Origin of the sequence: Leifsonia sp. 71-9 (genome assembly GCF_001898805.1) — a bacterium.
In the GTDB taxonomy this organism is placed as follows: Bacteria; Actinomycetota; Actinomycetes; order Actinomycetales; family Microbacteriaceae; genus Leifsonia.
In genome coordinates, this window is sequence record NZ_MKVJ01000021.1 from 106,562 (window position 1) to 123,329 (window position 16,768).

The 16,768-nt window shown below is 63.2% G+C and carries 21 protein-coding genes and 1 pseudogene; 21 read left to right on the forward strand and 1 reads right to left on the reverse strand.

From position 1 onward, the window contains the following. From BGO91_RS17040 to BGO91_RS17100, 13 genes and pseudogenes are all read left to right on the forward strand, one after another. Window positions 1–420 (forward strand): annotated as a pseudogene (locus tag BGO91_RS17040) (hypothetical protein); the annotation flags it as partial. A gap of 13 nt (window positions 421–433) precedes the next feature. Beyond that, window positions 434–1,954, forward strand: coding sequence for a phage portal protein (locus BGO91_RS17045; RefSeq protein WP_290473926.1), 1,521 nt, complete (start codon window positions 434–436; stop codon window positions 1,952–1,954). Beyond that, window positions 1,929–3,188 carry a hypothetical protein gene (locus BGO91_RS17050; protein ID WP_290473927.1) on the forward strand — a complete coding sequence of 420 codons (1,260 nt, stop codon included), beginning with the start codon at window positions 1,929–1,931 and terminating at the stop codon, window positions 3,186–3,188. The genes BGO91_RS17045 and BGO91_RS17050 overlap by 26 nt, the downstream gene beginning before the upstream one ends. Window positions 3,189–3,252: 64 nt before the next feature. Next, window positions 3,253–3,960 carry a hypothetical protein gene (locus BGO91_RS17055; RefSeq protein ID WP_290473928.1) on the forward strand — a complete coding sequence of 236 codons (708 nt, stop codon included), beginning with the start codon at window positions 3,253–3,255 and terminating at the stop codon, window positions 3,958–3,960. A 51-nt stretch (window positions 3,961–4,011) separates the two neighbouring features. After that, window positions 4,012–4,968, forward strand: coding sequence for a major capsid protein (locus BGO91_RS17060; RefSeq protein ID WP_290473929.1), 957 nt, complete (start codon window positions 4,012–4,014; stop codon window positions 4,966–4,968). 19 nt (window positions 4,969–4,987) lie between these two features. Then, window positions 4,988–5,311 (forward strand): hypothetical protein, encoded by a 324-nt coding sequence (locus tag BGO91_RS17065; protein ID WP_290473930.1) that lies wholly within the window; start codon window positions 4,988–4,990, stop codon window positions 5,309–5,311. A 17-nt stretch (window positions 5,312–5,328) separates the two neighbouring features. Beyond that, window positions 5,329–5,724: a hypothetical protein gene (locus tag BGO91_RS17070; RefSeq protein ID WP_290473931.1), complete on the forward strand. Its 396-nt coding sequence runs from the start codon at window positions 5,329–5,331 to the stop codon at window positions 5,722–5,724. 2 nt (window positions 5,725–5,726) lie between these two features. After that, on the forward strand, window positions 5,727–6,143 hold the full coding sequence (locus tag BGO91_RS17075; protein WP_290473932.1) for a DUF6093 family protein: 417 nt from the start codon (window positions 5,727–5,729) through the stop codon (window positions 6,141–6,143). Then, the gene (locus BGO91_RS17080) at window positions 6,140–6,553 is read left to right on the forward strand and encodes a hypothetical protein (RefSeq protein WP_290473933.1); all 414 of its coding nucleotides are present in this window, start codon (window positions 6,140–6,142) and stop codon (window positions 6,551–6,553) included. Before BGO91_RS17075 ends, BGO91_RS17080 begins: the two co-directional genes overlap by 4 nt. Continuing rightward, complete coding sequence (locus BGO91_RS17085) at window positions 6,550–6,945, forward strand: hypothetical protein (protein WP_290473934.1); 396 nt, start codon at window positions 6,550–6,552, stop codon at window positions 6,943–6,945. Before BGO91_RS17080 ends, BGO91_RS17085 begins: the two co-directional genes overlap by 4 nt. 81 nt (window positions 6,946–7,026) lie before the next feature. Next, the gene (locus BGO91_RS17090; RefSeq protein ID WP_290473935.1) at window positions 7,027–7,545 is read left to right on the forward strand and encodes a hypothetical protein; all 519 of its coding nucleotides are present in this window, start codon (window positions 7,027–7,029) and stop codon (window positions 7,543–7,545) included. A gap of 107 nt (window positions 7,546–7,652) precedes the next feature. Next, window positions 7,653–8,207, forward strand: coding sequence for a hypothetical protein (locus tag BGO91_RS17095; RefSeq protein ID WP_290473936.1), 555 nt, complete (start codon window positions 7,653–7,655; stop codon window positions 8,205–8,207). Window positions 8,208–8,308: 101 nt separating this feature from the next. Continuing rightward, entirely contained in the window at window positions 8,309–8,578 is a 270-nt protein-coding gene (locus BGO91_RS17100; protein ID WP_290473937.1) for a hypothetical protein, read from the forward strand. Here BGO91_RS17100 and BGO91_RS17105 read toward each other — a convergent pair whose 3' ends face one another. Then, entirely contained in the window at window positions 8,579–8,815 is a 237-nt protein-coding gene (locus BGO91_RS17105) for a hypothetical protein (RefSeq protein WP_290473938.1), read from the reverse strand. Window positions 8,816–8,859: 44 nt separating this feature from the next. On the opposite strand from BGO91_RS17105, the gene BGO91_RS17110 reads away from it, so the two are divergent. The 8 genes from BGO91_RS17110 to BGO91_RS17145 are packed head-to-tail and all read left to right on the forward strand — an operon-like array spanning window position 8,860 to window position 16,764. Next, on the forward strand, window positions 8,860–11,592 hold the full coding sequence (locus tag BGO91_RS17110; RefSeq protein WP_290473939.1) for a phage tail tape measure protein: 2,733 nt from the start codon (window positions 8,860–8,862) through the stop codon (window positions 11,590–11,592). Window positions 11,593–11,602: 10 nt separating this feature from the next. Continuing rightward, entirely contained in the window at window positions 11,603–12,439 is an 837-nt protein-coding gene (locus BGO91_RS17115; RefSeq protein ID WP_290473940.1) for a hypothetical protein, read from the forward strand. Window positions 12,440–12,495: 56 nt separating this feature from the next. Further along, a complete protein-coding gene (locus BGO91_RS17120) occupies window positions 12,496–13,551 on the forward strand; it encodes a hypothetical protein (protein ID WP_290473941.1) in 1,056 nt (351 codons plus the stop codon). Next, complete coding sequence (locus BGO91_RS17125; protein WP_290473942.1) at window positions 13,548–14,408, forward strand: hypothetical protein; 861 nt, start codon at window positions 13,548–13,550, stop codon at window positions 14,406–14,408. The genes BGO91_RS17120 and BGO91_RS17125 overlap by 4 nt, the downstream gene beginning before the upstream one ends. A gap of 10 nt (window positions 14,409–14,418) precedes the next feature. Beyond that, window positions 14,419–15,003 carry a hypothetical protein gene (locus BGO91_RS17130; RefSeq protein ID WP_290473943.1) on the forward strand — a complete coding sequence of 195 codons (585 nt, stop codon included), beginning with the start codon at window positions 14,419–14,421 and terminating at the stop codon, window positions 15,001–15,003. Between the two features lie 9 nt (window positions 15,004–15,012). Then, window positions 15,013–15,876 (forward strand): hypothetical protein, encoded by an 864-nt coding sequence (locus tag BGO91_RS17135; protein WP_290473944.1) that lies wholly within the window; start codon window positions 15,013–15,015, stop codon window positions 15,874–15,876. A 27-nt stretch (window positions 15,877–15,903) separates the two neighbouring features. After that, a complete protein-coding gene (locus BGO91_RS17140; RefSeq protein WP_290473945.1) occupies window positions 15,904–16,398 on the forward strand; it encodes a hypothetical protein in 495 nt (164 codons plus the stop codon). Between the two features lie 9 nt (window positions 16,399–16,407). Beyond that, window positions 16,408–16,764: a hypothetical protein gene (locus tag BGO91_RS17145; RefSeq protein ID WP_290473946.1), complete on the forward strand. Its 357-nt coding sequence runs from the start codon at window positions 16,408–16,410 to the stop codon at window positions 16,762–16,764. The last annotated feature ends 4 nt before the right edge of the window (window positions 16,765–16,768 follow it).

A 16,768-nucleotide genomic window follows, 5' to 3' on the forward strand; every position in this document is an offset into this window, starting at 1 on the left:
TTCGAGTACGTGTTTCAGACGTACGACGTCGTCCGCGCCTACCTGGACCCGCCACTGTGGGCCAGCGAGGTCAACTTCCTCCAAGGGAAGTACGGCGACCGGGTCGTCTTCGAGTGGCCGACGTACCGGATCAAGCCGATGCATGCGGCGCTCGAGCGATTGAAGACCGACATCATCAACCCCACCTCGGGGCTGTCATTCGACGCGGACCCCGATGCGGACATCCATTACCGGAACGCGGTCATGCGTGCCCGTGCAGGGCAGACCTACATCCTCGGGAAACCGGCGGACAACCAGAAGATCGACATCGTCATGTCCGACGCGCTGGCGCATGAGGCCGTGAATGATGCGATCGCAGCGAATGATCTCGGCCGGCGCAAGACGTCACAGATTTCGACCACGTTCTACAAGATCGGCTAACCGGGAGGTGTTCATGGACGTCATCACCGCCCGGGAACGCCTCGCTGTGGGGATGCATGAGCTTCAGGAGTCGCTGAACGCGAAGCAGAAGCGTGAGCGGTACTTCCGTGGGGATCATGACCGTCCGTTCGCCCCTGCAGGTGTGAATGAGGAGTACACGGATCTGCAGGACCAGGCGATCGCGAACTGGATCGCTCTCGCGGTCGGGTCTCCTGTTCAGCGACTCCGAGGCGACTCCTTCGTCACCCATGTGGACGAGAACCTCGACAAGACGTTGTGGCGGAATGTGTGGCAGTCGAACCGTATGGATTCGATGCAGGCGCTCCCGTATCGCGACATGATGATGCACGGCCGCGGGATCGTGTCAGTGTGGCCGAACACGAAGGTCAAGGCTCGGCCGATCGTCCGCCCGGAGTCGAACGAGCTCGTCTACGTGCACCCTTCGGAGGATGACCCGTTCACGGCTGCCTGGTCGGTGAAGGTGTTCACCGTGCAGGACTACTCGCTCGCCGCTGGTGCGCTGGTCCTCCCCACAGGGACGCCGGGCACGGTCCGCACGGTAGGGATCGTGTACGACGACACGTCGATGATCCGGTTCGAGAAGGGCGGCAAGTCCAACAACGCCGACTTCGAGGTTGTGGCTGACGGAACTCACCCGATGGGTGAGAACCCGTTCGTCACCTTCGACTACCGCCCGGATGCGATGGGCCGCACCTGGTCGCCGATGGACCCGCTGATCCCGCAGCAGGACGCGATCAACACCATCCGGTTCAACACCCTGTTGGCGATGCAGTTCAGTGCGTTCCGGCAGCGCATCGTTGTCGGATTCGACCCGGTTGTACGTGACGAGCAGGGCAACGTCGTCTTCCAGAAGAACCCGGACGGCTCTTTCAAGCTCGACGGCAACGGAAACCCAATGCCCCAGGTCACCGCGGCCGGGAAAATCGGCGTCGACCGGCTCCTCGCCTTCCCTGGTGGTGACACGAAGGTGTTCGATCTCCCTGAGTCGAACCTGTCGAACTACATCACCGTGCTTGGGGAGTTCCTGACCCAGTTCTTCGCGACCGGCCAGATTCCGCCCCAGTACCTCCTGTCTCGGATGGCGAATCTCTCCGGTGACGCACTGACCGGTGCCGAGTCGACACTTGCGTCTCTCGTGCAGGAGATCCAGCTCATCGGAGCGGAAGCGAACGAGGGCATCTTCCGTCGCGGCGCGAAGTGCGCCGGCCTCGAGTCGGACTTCCCCGACGCGGAGATGAACTACGCCGATGCGGAAGCGAAGTCGTTCGCCCAGGTGGTCGACGGGATCCAGAAGCTCATCGCTGTCGACTTCCCCCACCGGGACGCGTTCGCGATGCTCCCCGGGGCGACGAAGCAGAAGGTCGATGACTGGATGGACCACATGGAGGACGAGTCCTTCACATCCACCCTCGCCAACGCTGCACGGTCGTTCCAGGTTGCCCCCGGTCAGTCGGTGGCTCCGGTGGCTGATCAGACGGAGCTGACCGATGGCACTTCCAACAACGGCAGTTGATCACTACCGGCAGCAGCAAGCGATCAGCGTTTCCACTGCAAAGCAGGTGGAGCGGTTGTGGCGGCAGATGGGTGTGAACTTCGACCTGTCGTGGTCGTCGATCTCCCCGGATGTGTTCGCGGCTGTGATCGCAGGACAGACTGCTGCCGCTGCTGGCGGGCTCGACTATGTTCCGGCTGTGCTCGAAGAGCAGGGCATCACCGCCCCGGCTGTGGCTGACGTCAACCCCGCACGCTTCGCCGGCGGAACCCGTGACGGACGGCCGCTCGAGTCGCTTCTCGCAGGTGCCGTGTACGAGTCAAAGACTGCGGTCGGTCAGGGATACAGCACAGATGCCGCCCTCAGGCAGGGAAGCATCTGGCTGTCCACTGCCGTCCTGGACGCTGTCCGGGACGCGAACCGGCAGGCCGTTGCCTCCGGGTACACGGTGCGCCCCAAGGTGCAGGGATGGGTGCGGATGCTGAATCCGCCCTCATGCAAGTTCTGCATCACGTTGGCGGGAAAGTTCTTCCGCTGGAACCAGGGGTTCCAATCGCACAACCGGTGCGACTGCAGGCACATCCCCACGAACGAGTCCGTGTCTGAAGACCTCACTGTGGACCCGTACAAGTACTTCCACAGCCTGGACGAGAAGACCCAGAACCAGTTGTTCGGGAAGAACGATGCGGAAGCGATCCGCTCCGGTGGTGACATCTACCGGGTCGTCAACGTCCGATCGCGCGGCCTGTCCGATGACGTGCTCAAGAACACTGCCGGCCGTAACCGTGGATGGCAGGCACGACGGTGGGATTCCCCATCAAAGATGACGATCGACGACATCTTCGCCGTCGCGAAGAACCGTGACGACGCCATCCGGCTCATGGAAACGAACGGGTTCATCACCGGCGCCCAGAACGCCGGCGGAAACCTGATCGGAAACGTCGGGTTCGGTTACGCCGGGCAGCTGGGCCGCGGAGGGACCCGCAAGGGTGCAACGCGCGCGTATCAGAAGGCCCTCGTGACCGGGAACAGGGACCTCCTGGAACCGGCCACTCAGACCGCCGCGGAACGGCGCCTGCACAACGCTTACCTCGTGAAGCAGGCCGTCGACCAGAACCGCAACCCGTTCGGAACCGCGCGCCTCACCCCGGGCATGCGGAAAATCGCGGACGACATGTACGCCCGCGAGATCGGGAAGCTCGACACCGCTCCTCAGAGCGTCCGCGAGCTCGCCCGACTGCTCCACATTCTCTGACGTCGCAAGGACGCCAGACCACCGGCACGCAAGGTGCCTACACCGTCTCGCAAGGAGATCCGTCATGTGCAAACTCAACCCATTCCCCACGATCGTCGACGCTGACGGCATGGCCGTCATCGGCCGCACCCTCCACGACCTCCGAGGCATTCGCTTCGGGGACGGTGAAGGCGGCAACGGGAGTGACAGGGCAGGCGGAGACGGTGAAGGCGCTGATGGTGAAGGTGCCGACAAGGAAGGCCTTGGCGATGCCGGGCAGCAGGCTCTCGACCGGCTGAAGGCACGCGAACGGGCATCCCGGGCAGAGGCGAAGGCATACAAGGACCTCGGCCTCACCCCGGACGAGATCAAGGAACTCATCAACGCTCGCGATAAGGCGGGCGCACCCGACGAGGACAAGATCCGCCAGACCGCACAGCGGGAGGCAGAGACGGCAGCCCGTGAGAAGTTCGCCGTCAAGCTGCGTGCCTCCGAGGTGCGCGCCCAGGCGGCGGAACTCGGATTCGCTTCCCCCTCGGATGCGCTGGCCCTTCTCCCCGCAGACAAGCTCGCCGGCGTCGACGTGTCCGACGACGACGAAGTCGACACCGGTGAGGTCAAGAAGCTGCTCGAGCAGCTGAAGACCGACAAGCCGTATCTGCTGAAGAACACCGACACCACCGCCGATTACACCACTGCTGGGATCGGCGCCTCAGGCTCCGGCAAGACGCCGGATGTTCAGCCGGGGCTGGACCGCATGCGGTCCGCCTACGCGAAGAACACCAAGAAATAACAAACGCTCCACGCGGACGCGGGGAGCCCTACCTGAAAGGAGGCAGCCACAATGGCTGTCACTCTTCCTCAGTCCGCGCTCCTGTCGCAGAACGACCTGCAGCGCGGCGTCATCGAGACGTTCGTGCAGCTCTCGCCTGTTCTCGACCGCATCCCGCTGATGCCGATCGAGGGCAACGCGTACGCGTACAACGTCGAGGCCACCCTGCCCGGTGTCGCGTTCCGTGCCGTCAACGAGGCCTACACCGAGTCGACCGGTACCGTGAACCAGCTCACCGAGTCGCTCGTCATCCTCGGTGGCGACGCCGACGTGGACCGCTTCATCGTCCAGACCCGCGGCAACCTCAACGACCAGCGCGCCGTGCAGACCCGACTCAAGGTCAAGGCCGCGTCGTACAAGTTCCAGGACACCTTCTTCAACGGTGACGTCACCGTTGACACGAAGTCGTTCGACGGACTCAAGAAGCGTCTCACCGGCTCCCAGGTCATCTCCGCCGGCACCAACGGCATCCCCGTCGTCGGCAACGGCGGTTCGGACGCCAACGCGTTCTTCGACCAGCTCGACAACCTCCTCGCCGCGGTCCCCGGAATCGATGCCTCCAACGGCGCCATCTACGCCAACTCCAACATCGTCAACAAGGTCCGCTCCGCGGGCCGACGCATCGGCGGCGTGGACATCGTCAAGGAAGACCTCACCGGCAAGCGCGTCGTCACGTGGAACGGCATCCCGATCCTCGACCCGGGCAACAACAACGCCGGTACGGCGATCCTCCCGCAGACCGAGACCCAGGGATCCTCGTCCCTCGCGTCGTCCATCTACGCGGTGAAGTTCGGCGAGGACGAGACCGATGGCGGCGTCACCGGCCTCACCAACGGTGGGGTCATGGTCGACGACCTCGGCTTCCTGCAGTCCCAGCCGGTGTACCGCACCCGCATCGAGTTCTACTGCGGTCTCGCAGTGTTCGCCGGCAAGGGTGCAGCCCGCCTCACCGGTGTCCTCAACGGCTGACCTAGAAAGGAAATCGATCATGCCTCGTGCAGCAAAGCCCGCAGAGACGACCCTCGACGACAACGTCGAGGAGCTCTCCACCGTCGCCCCCGGCGACGCACCCGCCGACACCACCGACCCCACGGAGCACGCCTCCACCGTCGTCCCACAGCCCTCCGCGGAGGCGCTGAAGCAGGGAACCGTCAACGGTGTCCTCCCCGTCGAGCCGGCGACGACCGCACCCGCAGCAGCTGTCGACGCGAAGGACCACCGCGTCGAAGAGTACGACGCGGTCAAGCCGGACGGCAGCAAGGTCCGCATCAAGCACAACATCGACCTCGGCACCACCGAGATCGTCAAGTAGTCGGCAGGAGGGCGCTCGTGACTAACCCGGCGATCATCCAGGACGTCATCGAACGTTTCGAGCGCCCCCTCACCGATACCGAGAAGACCGCCGGAGCGAAGTGGCTTGACGATGCATGGAGCATCGTTCGCCGCAACGTGCCCGGCATTCAAGCTCGGATGAGTCTGAACCCAGACCAGCCCGGATACATCGAATCCGAAGACGTTGTCCGGGTTCTCTCCTGGATGGTCATCCGTGTCCTCCGTAATCCCGAAGCGTTGCGCCAGTGGTCGGACGATACCTACAACCAGACCGTAGACACAGCAATGTCTTCAGGCCTCCTCTACCTTGCCGATTCTGAGCTTGCCGACCTGCTCCCCGCAGCGCCCGGCGCCGCAGCGAACGGCATGTACTCGATCCCCCTGGGCAGGTAAGCATGGTCTCACCCGCACAGGCAGCTCAGGGCCGGCGTCGCGCTGAATCCCGACTCACCGACCGATGCCGAATCGTCCGTCGCACCAAGTCGATCACCCTCGACGAGCACGGAAACTATCCGATCGTTGAGGTGCAGGTGTATCCGCCTGGTGGCGAAGCAGACGGTCCTTGCGCCCTCAAAGCGGTCAACATCTTCCCGGAGGACGTCGACGCCGTGGGGCAGAACCTCGTCCTCCAGAGCACCGAGCTGGGATTGCCAATGGGCACCAGCGGCGACGTCGAAACCGGCCAGGTCGTCATCATCACATCATCGGAGTTCGATGCTGCATCCGTTGGAACCGAATTCCGAATCGAAGGGCTTGCGGAACGACAGACGTACGCCACATTGCGTCGGTTCCGCATCGAGGAGAGATCATGAGCGACGGATTCGACGTCGACTTCTCCGAGTTCGACAAGCTCGCCGCGGACCTGGGCGAGGTCCCGAAGAACATCGGGCCCTTCGTCCGAAAAGCGGTAGAAGTCGGCGCACGCAACGTCCGCGATGACTGGCGCCAGAACGCGCAGGGAATGGCGCACGCGCCCGCCTTTCCGTACTCAATCACCTACGACCTCAAAGGTGGGAACGCTGTCCGAGGATCTCAGATCGAAGCCGAGATCGGCCCCGATAAGGCCCGACCGCAGGGGGCGCTGGGAAACCTCATCGAGTTCGGTTCGGTCCACAACCCGCCGCAAGGCCTCGGTCTGGGCGCGCTCCAGCGAGAGCAAGAGGATTTCGTCGAAGGACTCGCGAAAGCCGAGGCTGACGCCAGGAAGAAGGGCAACCTGTGATCAGAGCCCACGTTGACGCGTTCCTTGCCCAGATCCGACTTGACGACGAACTCGCCGACACCACGTTCGACGGCGACGTCACCGGGACCCCTGATCGTTATTGCGTCGTCACATTCAACAGCGGTGATCGGTATGGGGACAGGCTCACCGGGCCGGAGGTTGCCGCCACCTTCCGTGCTGGCGTGCGGTCAGTCGGAGCGACCCGTGACCAAGCCCAGTTCGTTGCTGAGCGTGTCTTTGCTCAGGTGATGAACGTTCACCTCGAGGTGCCGGGGCGGCAGTTGGGCCTGATCCGCCACGCAGGTGGCCAGCCCACAACGAAGGACGACACCGTCACGCCGCCCCTGTTCGTGGCGACGGACTTCTTCGAATTCGACAGCGACCCCATCTGAGCGGGTCGCCTCATGCTCCCTTCGGTCTCCCCGGAGGGCTAACCGAAGACCCCGGTTTGTCGGGGAGAGAAAGGAGCCACTATGGCTGACGTTGCAGAGGGGCTCATTCCCCCGAGCGCACTGGATCAGAAGGGCAACACCACCATCTGGTGGGTCCCGACGATCGCAGACCCCACCGCCCCGAAGGTGACCGAAGTGGGCGCCGGAACGCGGGTGACGTACTCGTTCACTCCTGCCGGGTTCAACTTCGGTGGAGCGCAGGGAACTACTAAGGACGAGCGTCTCGGTCTCATTCAGGCCCTCGAATCGCTGGACACCAACGAGGTCACCCTCGACCTCGAGTACGTCGAGTCGACGGATGCGAAGTCCGCGAACGTGGTCCTCGCGCCCACGCCGCCGGCGACAACCATCGCGGGGAACTTCGTGATCCGCACCTCGACGCCGAACGCGACTCTGGCGGCTGCGGCACAGAAGGTGCGTGTCGTCCAGGTGGTGCTGGGTGCCCAGAACCTGGGGACCGTCAACAACGCGGGCAAGTTCCTGATCAAGCAGAAGGCTGCAATCGCGGCCGTGGTTGGACCGCCTGTCGCGCTGGTCTGATCTTCGACTGCCTGGCGGGGTGCTCCCACCCTGTACCCCGCCAGGCGCATCTCTCTTCATGGGTGGAAGGGTGGAAGGACTTAGGTATGCCCTCGTTTGAGGAACTGATGGCGAAGCGGAAGGCCGCGCCGCCGAAAACGGTCAAGGTGGAGGTGCTGCTCGATGTGGAGTCTTCGGAGGAGATCGCGGCCCTGCAGGCGCAGATGGATGACCTCGCGTCGAACGCAGACCAGCGTCTAGGAGTGTCGGATGGGTCGGAGGAGATTCAGGCACAGATCGATGCGCTGAAAGACGTCACTGCCGACGCGATTCTCACGCTTGAGTTTGAGCGGCTGCCTGGCGATCTCTGGACTGACGTGATCGCGAAGAACCCCTCTCGCGGGGAGTCGGCGCTGGACCTCACCTACGGGTACAACGTCGACGCTGCCGCGCGGGCGGCGGCGAAGGCTCAGCGTGGTGGGCATGCGTTCGGCTGGTGTGCTGAGGATGGCAAGTCGCGCACCCTCACCGATGAGCAGTGGGACGACCTGTTCTCGATGCTCTCCGGTCATGACATGACGGAGATCCGGGACGCGATCTGGAACCTCAACGAGTGGGCGCCGACGATGCGGCTTCTCGCGGCAAAAAAAGCATCGGCCGGGATCGAGACCGGCTCGAACTAGCGCTGCAGATGGGGGTCTCGCCACGGCGCCTGTCGGGGTGGGAACCAATCGAGGTTCACGAGTGCGAGTACGACGGTGAAGGTCGACTCGTTCGGACCGTCGTGCAGCGCGAACCGGAGTTCGATGAGAACGACCGCGAGATGCTCACCGCACACATGCTGTTGAAGATGGACACGGGCCAGTACGGCGAATCCATCAGCGAGGCAACATCGGAGAAGGCGGACCCGACCTACACCGGTGCTGATGCGGTCAGGTACAGCGCCGGCTACCGCGTCAATCACGCTGCAGCTGCGGTCGATCTTCTCCGAGAGAAGACGAAGGATCTACCCAAGGGGGCGGAGTTCTACGTCGAGCGGGAAACGTTCGAGTAGCTAGCGCTCCCGCATGAAGTAGCTGTATCCGCCGGCGCACGCGATTGCCCCCGCAATGGCGAGCCCAGCGAGGGCGATGGCGGAAGTAGCTGGCGAACTCGCAGCCAAGGCGACGGCCAACGCGACGAACCCGACGCCCCCGACGATCGACGCCAGACCCAGCAGGGTGACCCACACCGGCCTTACGGACCGCTCGGGCGCGGGCGGTTTCGCCTCTGAATCCCCGAAGTACGTCATGCCCTGAACTCTACAACTCCACAACGCCGTGACGGGAGGCCATCGTGACCGATCGCACCGTAAAGGTCTCCCTTGTCGCCCAAGTGCAGGGCTATATCTCCGGGATGGAGAAGGCCGCCAAGGCCACCCGCGAGACCGGTGGCGAGGCGGAGAAGCTCGGTCAGAAGAAGGAAGCGTTCCAGCAGATCGGCACTGCGGCGATTGCTATGGGCGCCGTCGCCGCTGCTGGCGTTGCCCTGGCCATCAAGAAGTTCGCTGACTTCGACGCCCAGATGTCGCAGGTGCAGTCCCTGTCTCATGCAACAGCCAGCGAGATGGACCAACTGCGCGACGCCTCGCTCAACATGGGCCAGGCGATCGGGTTCTCCGCTACTCAGGTGGCCGACGCTGAGACCGAACTCGTCAAAGCGGGTGTGTCGGTCAAGGACATCCTTGGTGGTGGTCTTGTTGGCGCCCTGAACCTTGCTGCTGCTGGGCAGATCGAGGTTGGTAAGGCAACTGAGATCGCTGCCGTTGCGTTGACCCAGTTCAAACTGCAGGGTAAGGACGTACCGCACGTCGCTGACCTTCTCGCGGCCGGGGCCGACAAGGCACTCGGCGGCGTAGACCAGCTCGGTCAGGCCCTGAACCAGGGTGGTCTTGTCGCCGCGCAGTTCGGCCTCAGTGTCGATGACACGGTGGGCACCCTGTCAGCGTTCGCGAACGCTGGTCTTCTCGGGTCGGATGCTGGTACGTCGTTCAAGCAGATGCTGCTGTCTCTGGCGTCGCCGTCACAGAAGGCGGCGGACACGATGAAGCAGTACAACATCCAGGCGTACGACGCTCAGGGCAACTTCGTCGGCATCACGAACCTCGCCGGCCAGCTGCAGAAGAACCTTGGCGGGGTGTCGCAGGCGCAGCGCGATTCTGCTCTCTCAATCATCTTCGGCTCCGATGCCATCCGTACCGCGAATGTCCTCTACAAGGAGGGCTCGAAGGGCATCAAGGGATGGATCGACAGCGTCAACGACACCGGATTCGCGGCCGAGCAGGCGCGCGGGAAGATGGACAACCTCAACGGCGACCTGAAGAAACTCGGCGCCGCATTCGATACCGCCCTGATCAATACAGGGTCTAACGCGAACGACGTCTTGAGGGAGACGGTTCAGGCGATCACGGGGCTGGTGTCGGCCTTCGGCGAGCTCCCGGCGCCTGCACAGGGTGTCGTTCTTGCCGGCGGGGCTGTCGTCGCGGCGATCGGTCTCATTGGTGGGGGTGCTTTGACCCTCGTGCCAAAACTCGCGGAGATGAAGATCGCCCTCGAGACCCTCGGCACGTCGATGCGGACGGTGAGTCTCGCTGGTGGTGCAATCGCTCTCGTCGTGGCGGGTCTCATCCAGGTGTTCGCGGAGTTTGGCGAGAAGCAGGCGCAGATTGCGTCGGATGCCTCATCTTTGGCTGAGACTCTCGACAAAGAGACTGGCGCGATTACGAAGAACACTCGGGAATTCGTGGCGAACAAGCTTGCGAAGGATGGGACTCTCGAGCTCACCAAGAAACTCGGCCTTGCATCGAACGACGTCATCAACGCGTACTTGCAGCAGCCAGCGGCGCTGAAGCGGGTTCAGTCTGCGGTCAACGAACTCGACAAGAGTGAGAGCAAGTACATCGACGGCCTCGATAAGGGCAAGTACACAGCTCAAGACCTTATCGACGTGCGAGCCAAGTTGGGCTCGGTCGTCGGCGACGGTGCTGCTGCGATGAGCCAGGCGAAGACTGAAGCGGAAGCGCTGGCAGAGGCAGAGACATCCTCCGCTGATGCGAGCGATACCGCTTCCGCGAGCGCGTCCACCGCGGCCACGGCGTATATCGACGCAGCGAAAGGCGCTCAGGAACTCGGAGACCAGATTTCTCAGTTGGTCGACGAGATCAACAAGGCCAACGGTGTCGGGCAAGACGCAATCTCCACCAACTCGGCATATCAAACTGCGCTGGCGAAGGTCCAGGACACCATCAAGAAGGCCAAGGAAGGTGCCGAGGGGTACTCGACTTCGCTCGACACTGCTACCGCTGCTGGCGCAAGCAACGTGGACATGTTCGCCGACTTGGCCGAGAAGTCACAGGCTGCCGCTAAGGCCCAGTTCGAGGTTGACCACAATTCGCAGTCGTATGTCGCGAATCTGCAGGCTGGCCGACAGGCACTGATCGACAACATCACAGCTCTGGGCGGGACTGCTGCGCAAGCCCAGGCGGTTGCTGACCAGGTCTACCGGATCCCCGACGAGAAGGCCGTCAAGATACTCGCGGACGCAGCGCAGGCGCAGCACAACATCGACGTGTTCAACCAGTGGCTGGCTTCGATCCCTTCGGAACGGATCGTCAACATCGTCACTCGTTCGAATGCGAAGGTGAACGCCTCAGATGGTCCGGGTTTCGCTACGGGTGGGCGAATCAGTGGGCCTGGGACGGGGACGTCTGACTCGATCCCGATCTGGGCGTCCAACGGCGAGTACATGAACACCGCCAAGGCTGCGTCGAACCCGAACAACCTCGCGGCCATGGAGTACATGAACCGTGGCGGTGAGATCCGTGGGTACGCGGGTGGCGGGCAAATCCAGCCGACCTACGTGCCGGCGTCGTCGTTCGCTTCGGCGCCCACCGTGACAGTGAAGACGTCGGATCGTCCGATCTACATGGACGGTCAACTGTTCGGGATGCTGCGCGAGATGGCGAATGGGGAAGCCCAGATCGTTGTGAACGCGAACGAAACCGCACGCACACGACGCGCTCGAATGTGAGAGGTGAACGATGGCTTACGCTCCCACATTGAACGTGTCGACTGATGCGGCCCCGTGCCCGCGCGTGGAGGTGCTGTTCAACACCTTCGCCGCGGGCACGACCGCCGTGGATGTGTACCGTCTCGCGGGTGGTCGTGAGTACCTCGTGCGTGGCGCGGTGAAGACCGCTGTGGCTGGGGCGTTGTCTCGTATCGACTTCGAGGTTCCGTTCGGTGTGCCGGTGCAGTACCGGGCGGAGATGTTCAACTCGTCCGGGTTGTCGCTCGGGTTCACGGACACTGCGACGACCACCGTGTTTGTGGCGGAGACGTGGGTGCATAACCCGCTTGACCCGCAGGGGGCAACCATTGTGGCGTTCAGGGCGACCGCGGCTCGTGAGGTGAAGCGACCTCACGAAGGCGACATTGTCTGGCCCGAGGGTCGCACCGTGGGTGTGGTGGTGTCCGGTCAGCGGCGTGGTGTTCAGGATGCCGTCTTGGACGTCATCGTGGACTCGATCGTGCAGGCCGACAAGCTGCAGGCCATGTTCGGTTCCTATGGGACCCGCACCACACCGGTGATCTGTTTCCGTATCGGCGCAAACGATCGTGTTCGTTTGCCGCGGCCGTTCTTCGCCGGGATCCTCGAGCTGTCCGAGCAGGACCAGAACTATGCGATTGGCACTGGGGAGAAGATCGCGTATGGGATGACGGGCAGTGAAGTGTCCCCGCCGACCCCGGCACTGGTGGTGCCACTGCTGACCCGTGCTGACTTGAATGCGGCGTTCGCGACGCGGGCTGCGTTGAATTCGTTCTTCCTCACCCGTTTGGATGCGAACCGGGCGTACCAGTTCGCCGGGAGCGCCTGATGAGGGCCCGCACGGCAGCCCTGGATGATGTCCTCACTGGGTCGCACAGTCGGCGCTTGTTCGTGGATGTGTTCCACGGGTCGGATCGTGTGCTGCAGGGCCTAGAGATGGAGGAGTGGGAGCTTGAGGGTGACCTGAGCCAAGAGGTGAAACTGTCGGGGTCTGCGACGATTTCGTATCAGTCGGTGTCTGGGGAGTCTCTTGTCCCGTCCGGGACGCAGGGAGTTCTGTCACCGTTTCGGGCGCGACTGCTGTTGACAATGGAGATCCAGGCAGGCGACTTCACCGAACTGGTCACCCTGGGGTGGGCGCGCCTCAGCACGGTCCCCGCTGGTGTCGACTACTGGGCGGACACCCGTTACGGGAAGTTCGTAGTTGCTTCGTTCGTGAAGATCGAATGGGCGGGCCTTGAGGATTACGTCCGCCGGCGCGGCTTTCGTTCGCCGGAACAACCACCGTCCGTGACATCCACGTATGCGGAGTTGCGGCGCGTCACCGGGATGACGGTTGTGCAGACAGTGGCGGATGCTGTCCTTCCTACAGGGATCACGTACGACACCAGCAGTGGCGGTCGACTCAAAGGTGTTCAGCTGCTGTGGGACAACCTCGGATGCATCGGAGCGATCAACCCTGCAGGTCAGTGGTATGGGATTCCGAAGGCGGCAGGCGACCCGGTGGGGACGCTGACGAAGGGTCGTAACGGGACCATCATCGACGTCGGCTATCAGGTCGAGACCGACAACATTTACAACTGTGTGGTCGGTGTCTTCGAAGACGCGAACCGGAACCCGATCTACTCGGTCGCCGAGGTGAAAGACGGGCCACTGTCCACGAGTGGACTGTACGGGGAGAACACCCTGCAGTACACGTCCTCGGTGCCGACCACGCAGGCTGCGGCGGACGCGACGACTCAGTCGTTGCTGACTCAGTCGATTGGTGGGCAGACGTACGAAGTCCCCATCACCTGTATCAGTAATCCGGTGTTCGAGCTCGGTGATGTTCTTGCCGTGTCCGGGCACACACGCCCGCTGCAGGGCCGGTTGATCAAGTACCGGATGACGAACGCGGCACTCATGGATGTGACGCTTGAGGTGCAGAGGACCTTCGGATGAGAGACGCCGATGACATCTTCAAGGACCGGTTGAACGCGCTCCCAGATGTTGACCGTCGCACGGCTGTGTTCGTGAAGATGATGGGCAGCCTGGCTCAGGTGAACACCGGACCGACGACGATCATGGTCCCGTGTGTTGGGTTCACTCCGCCGGTTCCGGGCATGACGGTTCAGATGGAACGCACTGCCGGTCAGTGGAAGGTGACGGGTCCCGCGGTGGCTTTGCCGGCTGTGGGGACGATCACCGCCACTGGTAGTCCGACTGCGACGGTCACGATCGGTGGGGGTGCGTACACGCTGTTCTACCGGTCTGGGTACACACCGACGCTGGGTGATTCGGTGGAGGTCAACTGGGCGACGGGTGTCATTCAGGGCAGGATCACCGGCTCAAATTCGGGCACTGATCCGGGGACGAACCCGGGCGGTGGGCCGACACCGTTGCCGGGTGATCCGGTGTTGGCGACGAACTCTGGTCAGTACCGGTCGAGGTGGCAGTCGAATGATGTGCGAGCTTCCGACAGTGTGTCTGGGGCGTGGTTCTACTCGGGTCGGGTGGCTGCTGCGCTCACCGGTGCGTCGGTGTCGAAGGTCGAGATCTACCTTCCCCTTCGAACCCAAGTCGGGGTGTGCAACATCGGCACCCACGGGTATGCGGACATGCCTGGCGGGTGGACGGGCATAGCGAACTCCACCGCCCTGAATCCTCGCGGCGGGTGGGTTTCCCTCCCGCTGTCATTCGTTTCTGCCCTCGCCGCTGGTGGGGGCATTGCTGTGACGTCCGGCAATGGTGACAACCAGTGGTCGGGGACACAGTCTGATCCGCTTTCTGGCGCTCTGCGCTTCCAAGGAACCCGATAGGAGATCCCCGATGGCTGTTGACACGTATGGTCCGAGAAGCGAGCCGCAGTTCGTTGCGGGTGGCGCGCCAGCCATTGATGTGGACCCGACCGCAGTCGGTGCCCACGTTGCGCTGATGGGTAACCATGTCATCGGAACCACGATGCAACGGAACGCGAACGTCATCCCGAACGCTGGTGCGAAAGCAGTGTGGGACGGTCTCCTCTGGTCGGACACAACGGACGGGTACACGTACAAGCGCATCGGTGGTGCGTGGGTGCGTCAGCTTGAAGACACCGGGTGGGTGCCGCTTTCCTATGCGGCGAACTGGTCCGACTTCAACGCCGGGTATCCGTCGCTGGCGATTCGCCGGAAGAACGGTCTCACGATGCTCAGCGGCATGGGGAAGACCACGGCCGGCTCTGGTGTCGGAACACTGATCACCACTGTCCCGGTCGGGTTTCGCATCAGCCGGCAGGAAGTGCGAGTGACGATCGGTGCCGGTGGTGCTTGCTCGCTCGAGATCTTCGCGGACGGTTCCGTCAAGGCGGGGCCTGGTGGTGTGTACGCCACGTGGACGTCGCTCAGCGGCGTCTCCTGGAACGCGGACAACTAGGGGAACCTGATGTCGATCATTGATGGGAAAGGTTTGGTCACCTGGGAGGGTGGCCTGTTCGAGCCCGGGAGTGATCTCCTCGGGCGCACCCAGTGGGCGTTCGCGCAGATCCGTAGCGCCGGCGGGACGATCGTCCTCAACGAGGCGGGGCGCCCGTACGGTGTGCCCTCGGATCAGTATGTGCGGAACGCGTCTCAGACGGCGTCGGGGATCTCGACCGTGTACTTCCAGTGGGGTCGCTACCTGCGCGGTGAGACCCCTTCGGCTGCGAACCCTGCCCTTGGCCCTCTGGCGTCGGAGCACACGCAGGGTATCGCGACGGACACCAACGCCCCCTCTGTGTTCGACATGACTCTGCGCGCGAAGTATTTCGGGCAGGCGGGGCTGAAGAACACGATCGCGTCGGAGTCGTGGCACTGGGCCATTCGGGGGCCTGTCCAGGCTGGAGTTTCTTTGGCGGCGGTCAGCGGCGCCACCTCGATCAACAACACCCCTCAAGGAGATGAAGTAGACATGGCAAGCCTCGCCGAAGTCCGCCAGCAGCAGGACGCGTCCAACGCCGCCCAGACCGAACTCATCAAGCAGATGCTCCTCCGCGAGGAGCGCGGCCGTCTCTACTACTGCTCGCAGCCCGCGGCCGGGCTGCCGAACTTCATCATCATCTTCTGGCAGCGCGACCCGGGGCAGAAGGCGATCCTCTACCTCAACGATGGGGAGACGCAGGCGCGGAACGCACGCGAGTACTACTTCCAGACGTACGACACGGTCGAGCAGGCGAAGGCGGCTGAGATCGCGCCGGGCACGTTCTCGAAGCTCGTCGACTTCGCCGAGGGCCGTGACTCTTCCTACACGAACGCTCGAGCGCCGAAGTAGCCCTCCTACTCCCTGAGAGGGGGATTCATGGTCGCCACTGACCCGAACGCCATCGACGATCGACGGAAGTTCAAAGAAGCCCTGATCCGCTACGTGGACATGGCGGCCTACCTTGCCGTGTTCCTCGGCGGGGTGGGCGCGTTCCTGTCCACCCCTCAGACGGTGAAGTCCGCCCTGTACGGATTCCCCTGGCTGATCGCAATCTGGGGGTCTCTGCTGCTCATCGGTGGCGCGCTCGGGTTCGTCGGCCGACTCACCCGCATTTGGGTGATCGAGATCCCCGGCGCCTCGGCCGGGTTCTTCGGCTCGGCGATGTACTTCGTCATCCTCGGACTGGCTGCACTCCGATTGCCTACAGCGATCGTTGCGGTCGCGTTGGTGGCGTGCATGATGGCGCTCCTCGGACGCCGGTACATCGAACTGCAGATCCTGACATCCGAGCCCGGCCATGTGCGTTTCCGGGAGAAGGTCCGACAGATCCTGCAACGGAGGACGGCAGACACAGTTTCCAAGCACCACTAGGGGGAAGCGGTGAAGAACATCGACCCCGCCTTGGTGATCGCACTGTTGGGTGCTGGTGGTCTGGGAGCGTTCGTCAAGGACATCTTCGAGGGCCTCTGGAAACTCCGTTCGGGTGTGTCTGCCCGGGAGACGAAGCGACGTATCGACGTCGTGCAGCAGCGTGACGAGGCGTACACGCGCCTCGAGCAGGAACGCGACCGTGCTGACCGTGCTGAGCGCAACGTAGCTGCGTTGCGTGAGTACGTGACTGATCTCCGCATTCAGTTGCGGACAGCTGGTGTTCAGCGCAACGAGATCGCACCCCAGCCTGATCTTGAAAGAACCCTGGACCGTAATGAGGTCCGCCGCATCATCGACAAGGAGTAACCCC

Coding starts and splice junctions, on each gene's coding strand:
- BGO91_RS17080 (WP_290473933.1), top strand. CDS start 6,140: ATGAGCGACGGATTCGACGTCGACTTCTCCGAGTTCGACAAGCTCGCC.
- BGO91_RS17125 (WP_290473942.1), top strand. CDS start 13,548: ATGAGAGACGCCGATGACATCTTCAAGGACCGGTTGAACGCGCTCCCA.
- BGO91_RS17095 (WP_290473936.1), top strand. CDS start 7,653: ATGGCGAAGCGGAAGGCCGCGCCGCCGAAAACGGTCAAGGTGGAGGTG.
- BGO91_RS17060 (WP_290473929.1), top strand. CDS start 4,012: ATGGCTGTCACTCTTCCTCAGTCCGCGCTCCTGTCGCAGAACGACCTG.
- BGO91_RS17115 (WP_290473940.1), top strand. CDS start 11,603: ATGGCTTACGCTCCCACATTGAACGTGTCGACTGATGCGGCCCCGTGC.
- BGO91_RS17090 (WP_290473935.1), top strand. CDS start 7,027: ATGGCTGACGTTGCAGAGGGGCTCATTCCCCCGAGCGCACTGGATCAG.
- BGO91_RS17065 (WP_290473930.1), top strand. CDS start 4,988: ATGCCTCGTGCAGCAAAGCCCGCAGAGACGACCCTCGACGACAACGTC.
- BGO91_RS17050 (WP_290473927.1), top strand. CDS start 1,929: ATGGCACTTCCAACAACGGCAGTTGATCACTACCGGCAGCAGCAAGCG.
- BGO91_RS17130 (WP_290473943.1), top strand. CDS start 14,419: ATGGCTGTTGACACGTATGGTCCGAGAAGCGAGCCGCAGTTCGTTGCG.
- BGO91_RS17140 (WP_290473945.1), top strand. CDS start 15,904: ATGGTCGCCACTGACCCGAACGCCATCGACGATCGACGGAAGTTCAAA.
- BGO91_RS17135 (WP_290473944.1), top strand. CDS start 15,013: ATGTCGATCATTGATGGGAAAGGTTTGGTCACCTGGGAGGGTGGCCTG.
- BGO91_RS17075 (WP_290473932.1), top strand. CDS start 5,727: ATGGTCTCACCCGCACAGGCAGCTCAGGGCCGGCGTCGCGCTGAATCC.
- BGO91_RS17055 (WP_290473928.1), top strand. CDS start 3,253: ATGTGCAAACTCAACCCATTCCCCACGATCGTCGACGCTGACGGCATG.
- BGO91_RS17105 (WP_290473938.1), bottom strand. CDS start 8,815: ATGACGTACTTCGGGGATTCAGAGGCGAAACCGCCCGCGCCCGAGCGG.
- BGO91_RS17045 (WP_290473926.1), top strand. CDS start 434: ATGGACGTCATCACCGCCCGGGAACGCCTCGCTGTGGGGATGCATGAG.